The following is a 5,282-nucleotide window of genomic DNA, read 5'->3' as shown; positions in this document are numbered from 1 at the left end:
GCGTGCTCCCCCCCCCCCCCCCCCCCCCTCCCCACCCCCCCCTCCCCCCCCCCCCCTCCCCCCCCCCCCCTCCCCCTCCCCCCCCCCCCCCCCCCCCCCCCCGTCCCCCCCCCCCCCCCCCCCCCCCCCCGTGGCCGGTCAGTTCAGCGCCGACACCCGGTCCCGGTACGTCCGCACCGCCGACGCGTCCCGGTACGGCTCCAGCCGCCGCTCGAAGTCCCGTACGTACTCCACCGCGCGCACCGACCGCATCTCCATCGCCTGCTGCGCCGCCTCCGCCGCCAGCGCGCACGCCTGGTCCAGCTCGCCCAGCCCCAGCCGCGCCGTGGCCAGCACCACCCGGCAGAACAGCCGCGAGCGCGCGAAGCCGGGCGCCCGCAGCTGGAGCGAGCGCTCCGCGTGCTGGGCCGAGGCCCGGTACTGCTGGAGGTCCCGGTGGCAGTGCCCGAACTCGTCCGCCAGCTGCCCTTCGTCGAACAGCCGCGCCCAGTGCGGTACGTCGTCCCCCGGCCGGGCCGCGCCCAGCGCCCGCTCGGCCCGCACCAGCGAGGCCGTCGCCGCGCGCACCTCGCCCAGCACCGCGTGCCCCCGCGCCTCCGACGCGTGCAGCAGCGACTGCACCACCGGCGGCGGGCCCGAGCCCACGCCCTGCTGGGCGACCCGGGCCAGCTGCACCGCCTCCCGGCCGTGCCCCAGGTAGACCGCCTGACGGCTCATCGTGATCAGCACGTAGGAACCGTACGGCCGGTCCCCGGCGGCCTGCGCCAGCCTCAGCGCCTGGACGAAGTACCGCTGGGCCAGCCCGTGCGCGGCGATGTCGTACGAGGTCCACCCCGCCAGCCGGGTCAGGTCGGCGGCCGCGGCGAACAGCCGGCGCCCGGTGGTCTCCCCGTAGGTGCCGCGCAGCATCGGCTCGGCCTCGTGCTCCAGGTACCGCACCAGGGCCTGCCGGGCGTGGCCGCCGCCGTAGGTGTGGTCCAGGGTGCGGAACAGCTCGCTCACCGAGCGCAGCGCCGCGATGTCCCCGCTGGTCACCCGCTGTCCGGGCCCCCGGTCGATCTGGCGCTGCCGGGGCACCGAGGCGCGGCCCTGGGCGGGGACCCGGTGCGCGGCGGGGTCGGTGCCGCGGCCGACGCGCTCGTCGGCCCGTCCGATGAGCCAGTCCCGGCTGGGCACCACCAGCCCGGCCGGGGTGAAGGCGATCTTGCGCAGCTCGGCGTGCGAGCCGGAGTCCTTGCGCCACAGCCCGCTCGCGATGTCCACGGCCTCCTCCGGGGTGGCCGCGAACTCCAGCCCGGCGTACACGGGTGCGCACGCGTCCAGGCCCAGATCCTGTGCCGACAGCCGCCGCCCGAGGCGCCGCGTGAAGACCTCCGCGATCAGCGCCGGGGTGGTGCCGCGGGGCTGCTGGCCGCGTAGCCAGCGGGTCACGGACGTTTTGTCGTACCGCAGGTCCAGACCGTGTTCCAGACCGAGCTGGTCTACACGGCGGGCGAGCCCGGCGTTGGAGAACCCGGCTTCCGCGATCAGTGCCGCGAGCTGCCGGTTGGGGACACGCTGGGCAGGTCGTTCGGTCATCGGCTCCACGGTTTCCGTACGTGACGGACCGGGGTCCCGGCCCTGTGAACGGCGTGAATGTAGCGGCCAACTCCGCTCACACCGCCCTCTCTGCCCCACATTCATCCGATCGTGTGCAGAATGGGTAGGGCTCTTTACGGACCGACCCACCCGGTCCGCGTACGCTGCGCCACATGACCCGTCGGCCCCCCGGGGCACACCACCCCGATCCGTACGCGGAATCCACCGCCCCGCTGCCCGCCCCCGAGCTCACCGAGGCGGAGTGCCGCCGCTGCGGCACCCACATCGCGGGACTGGACGGACGCTACGCGTGCGGGGTGTGCGGCTGGGTCAACGACCACTCCGAGGGCCACCGCAGGCTGCCGAGGGCCGACGAGGACCCGGACCGGCCGCCCGCGGGCCGCAGGCGCCCCCGCCGGCTGCCGGCCGCCCCGCCGCCGGAGGCCGGGCCGGGGGCCGCCGCCGGTCCGGCGGCGAAGCCCGTCCCGGGGCCCTGAAGGGCCGCTCACGGGTCGCCGTACTCTTGACCGGAGTGCGATACGTGCACACAGCAGGTTCAACGAGGAGGCGCTGCGGTGACTGAGCTTCGGTTTGTCCATCTGGGCTTCGGGGCGGAATCCGTCGAGTACACCGAGGCCTGGGAAGAGCAGCGCCGGGTGCACGCGGCCCGCTTCGCGGACGAGATCGACGACACCTGCCTGATGGTGGAGCACGAGCCGGTCTACACCGCCGGCCGCCGCACCGACCCGAGCGAGCGCCCGCTGGACGGGACCCCGGTCATCGACGTGGACCGCGGCGGCAAGATCACCTGGCACGGCCCGGGCCAGCTGGTCGGCTACCCGATCATGAAGCTGCCCCGCCCCGTCGACGTGGTCGCCCACGTGCGCCGCCTGGAGGACGCCCTCATCCGCACCGCCGCCGACTTCGGCCTGGAGACCACCCGGGTCGAGGGCCGCTCCGGGGTCTGGGTGCTCGGCGACCCCGTGGAGGAGCGCCCGAGGATCGGCGGCCTCTCCCTGGACTTCGACCCGCGCACGGGCGACGACGAGTTCGACGCCCGCCTCAACGGCCCCGAGTACGCCCCGTCCAACGCCGGCCAGCGCCGCGAGGACCGCAAGCTGGCCGCCATCGGCATCCGCGTCGCCAAGGGCGTCACGATGCACGGCTTCTCCCTGAACGTGAACCCGGACAGCACCTGGTTCGACCGGATCATCCCGTGCGGCATCCGGGACGCCGGTGTGACCTCGCTCTCGTACGAACTGGGCCGCGAGGTCACCATCGCCGAGGTGCTGCCGGTCGTCGAACGGCACCTGAAGGACGTGCTGGAGCAGGCGGAGCTGAAGCCGCGGGAGATCGAAGCCGCCGGAGCCTGACAGGCCGGGGGAATGCGTCCGGGCGGCCCCCGGTTGGCGGACGTAAGAGCGTACGAATTTACGGGCGTACCCTGGTGGGCGCCGAAGAATCGAAGTCACAGGGAGCCGGTCGTGTCCGCAGTCGCACCCGACGGACGCAAGATGCTGCGCCTGGAGGTCCGTAACAGCCAGACCCCCATCGAGCGCAAGCCCGAGTGGATCAAGACCCGGGCGAAGATGGGTCCCGAGTACACCAAGATGCAGGCCCTGGTGAAGGGCGAAGGACTGCACACGGTGTGCCAGGAAGCCGGCTGTCCGAACATCTACGAATGCTGGGAGGACCGCGAGGCCACCTTCCTCATCGGTGGCGACCAGTGCACCCGGCGCTGTGACTTCTGCCAGATCGACACGGGCAAGCCCGAGGCCCTGGACCGGGACGAGCCGCGCCGCGTCGGCGAGTCCGTGGTCACCATGGACCTGAACTACGCCACCATCACCGGCGTCGCCCGCGACGACCTGGCGGACGGCGGCGCGTGGCTGTACGCGGAGACCGTGCGCCAGATCCACCAGCAGACGGCCGGCCGCGAGGGCGGCCACACCAAGGTCGAGCTGCTGGCCCCCGACTTCAACGCGGTCCCGGAGCTGCTGGAGGAGGTCTTCGCCTCCCGCCCCGAGGTCTTCGCGCACAACGTCGAGACCGTGCCGCGCATCTTCAAGCGCATCCGCCCGGGCTTCCGCTACGAGCGCTCCCTGGACGTGATCACGCAGGCCCGCGCGTACGGCCTGGTGACCAAGTCCAACCTGATCCTGGGCATGGGCGAGGAGCGCGAGGAGGTCAGCGAGGCGCTGCGCGACCTGCACGCGGCCGGCTGCGAGCTCATCACCATCACCCAGTACCTGCGGCCCTCGCCGCGGCACCACCCCGTGGAGCGCTGGGTGAAGCCGGCCGAGTTCGTGGAGCTGGCGAAGGAGGCCGAGGAGATCGGCTTCTCCGGTGTGATGTCGGGCCCGCTGGTCCGCTCCTCGTACCGCGCGGGACGCCTTTACAACCAGGCGATGGAGAAGCGCGCCGCCGTCTGATCCGGCGACCGTCTGACTCTGCGTGCGTGTGAGGTCACGCACAAACGCTACCAATCGGTAACACCGCGTCGACGCGGCCCCTAGGCTCTTTTCGTGTGAGGAGCCCGGCGGGCCGCGTCTGTTTTTGCAACGTGTCAATCACATTTGACCGACCGGTCATGCCCTGGTAACACCAGTCAGTGACGCTGGATCCACGCACCGCACACGCCATCGATGCGAGCAGCGAGAGTAGGGGTCGACATCATGCAGGCCGCGCCAGTCCGCGCCATCGCCATCCCGTCCTTCAGTGAGGCCTTCCGCGGCCTGGAATCGCTGCTCATGAGCGGTGCCCGGCGCAATGCCTGGACGGCCGTCCTGGAGGACCGACGCCGGGCGAAGGACCGCGTGGAAACCGAGCACGTACTCGAGGCCGCGGCGACCCGGACCCCGCAGGACACGTAAACTTCGCCTTATGGCGAGGAAGTCAAACGCAGAGACTGCTGCGAACCCCGGGCGACTGAAGCAGATCGCCCTGACGTACAAGATGACGCGCAAGGCCGACCCGAAGGTCGGTCTGATCGTCGCGGGCGTGGGAATCGTCACCTTCGGTGTCTTTCTTGCGATCGGCTTCCTGATCGGCCACCCGGTGTACCTGGGCATCCTGGGCCTCCTGGTGGCGTTCCTCGCGATGGCGATCGTCTTCGGGCGGCGGGCCGAGCGGGCTGCCTTCGGGCAGATGGAGGGGCAGCCGGGTGCTGCCGCGGCCGTACTGGACAACGTCGGGCGGGGCTGGACCACCACTCCGGCCGTCGCGATGAACCGGAACCAGGACATCGTCCACCGGGCCGTCGGCAAGGCGGGCGTCGTCCTGATCGCGGAGGGCAACCCGAACCGGGTCAAGACCCTGCTCGGGGCCGAGAAGAAGAAGATGGCCCGGATCATGCCCGACATCCCGGTCCACGACTTCATCGTGGGCACCGGCGAGGGCGAGGTGCCGCTCAAGAAGGTCCGCACGACGCTGCTGAAGCTGCCGCGCGTCCTGTCCGGCCCGCAGATCACGCAGGTCAACGACAAGCTCCGGGCCATGGGTGACCTCATGAGCAACATGCCGGTCCCGAAGGGCCCGATGCCCAAGGGCATGCGCATGCCGCGCGGCGGAAAGATGCGCTGACCGTACTCCTCGTATACACACAGGGGCGGGGGGGGGGGGGGGGGGGGGGGGGGGGGGGGGGGGGGGGGGGGGGGGGGGGGGGGGGGGGGGGGGGGGGGGGGGAGGGGGGGGGGGGGGGGGGG

Annotated in this window: 6 protein-coding genes; 5 read left to right on the top strand and 1 reads right to left on the bottom strand. The window is 72.4% G+C overall.

Going from position 1 to position 5,282, the window contains the following annotated elements; translation table 11 throughout:
• Positions 1-138 precede the first annotated feature (138 nt).
• The gene (locus tag ACZ7IF_RS38780) at positions 139-1,578 is read right to left on the bottom strand and encodes a regulator (protein WP_470981682.1); all 1,440 of its coding nucleotides are present in this window, start codon (positions 1,576-1,578) and stop codon (positions 139-141) included.
• A gap of 173 nt (positions 1,579-1,751) precedes the next feature.
• Here ACZ7IF_RS38780 and ACZ7IF_RS38775 point away from each other — a divergent pair, with 173 nt between their 5' ends.
• From ACZ7IF_RS38775 to ACZ7IF_RS38755, 5 genes are all read left to right on the top strand, one after another.
• Positions 1,752-2,075: a hypothetical protein gene (locus ACZ7IF_RS38775; protein ID WP_470981680.1), complete on the top strand. Its 324-nt coding sequence runs from the start codon at positions 1,752-1,754 to the stop codon at positions 2,073-2,075.
• Positions 2,076-2,153: 78 nt separating this feature from the next.
• Positions 2,154-2,951 carry a lipoyl(octanoyl) transferase LipB gene (gene lipB, locus ACZ7IF_RS38770; RefSeq protein ID WP_470981678.1) on the top strand — a complete coding sequence of 266 codons (798 nt, stop codon included), beginning with the start codon at positions 2,154-2,156 and terminating at the stop codon, positions 2,949-2,951.
• 111 nt (positions 2,952-3,062) lie between these two features.
• Positions 3,063-4,010 (top strand): lipoyl synthase, encoded by a 948-nt coding sequence (gene lipA / locus ACZ7IF_RS38765; protein ID WP_470981676.1) that lies wholly within the window; start codon positions 3,063-3,065, stop codon positions 4,008-4,010.
• 243 nt (positions 4,011-4,253) lie between these two features.
• On the top strand, positions 4,254-4,451 hold the full coding sequence (locus ACZ7IF_RS38760; protein ID WP_267035224.1) for an SCO2195 family GlnR-regulated protein: 198 nt from the start codon (positions 4,254-4,256) through the stop codon (positions 4,449-4,451).
• Positions 4,452-4,461: 10 nt separating this feature from the next.
• A complete protein-coding gene (locus tag ACZ7IF_RS38755; protein ID WP_470981674.1) occupies positions 4,462-5,160 on the top strand; it encodes a DUF4191 domain-containing protein in 699 nt (232 codons plus the stop codon).
• The last annotated feature ends 122 nt before the right edge of the window (positions 5,161-5,282 follow it).

Source organism: Streptomyces sp. NPDC037421 (genome assembly GCF_055602105.1).
The sequence above is the reverse complement of the archived record's forward strand: the minus strand, read 5'-3'. Positions and strand labels throughout refer to the sequence as shown.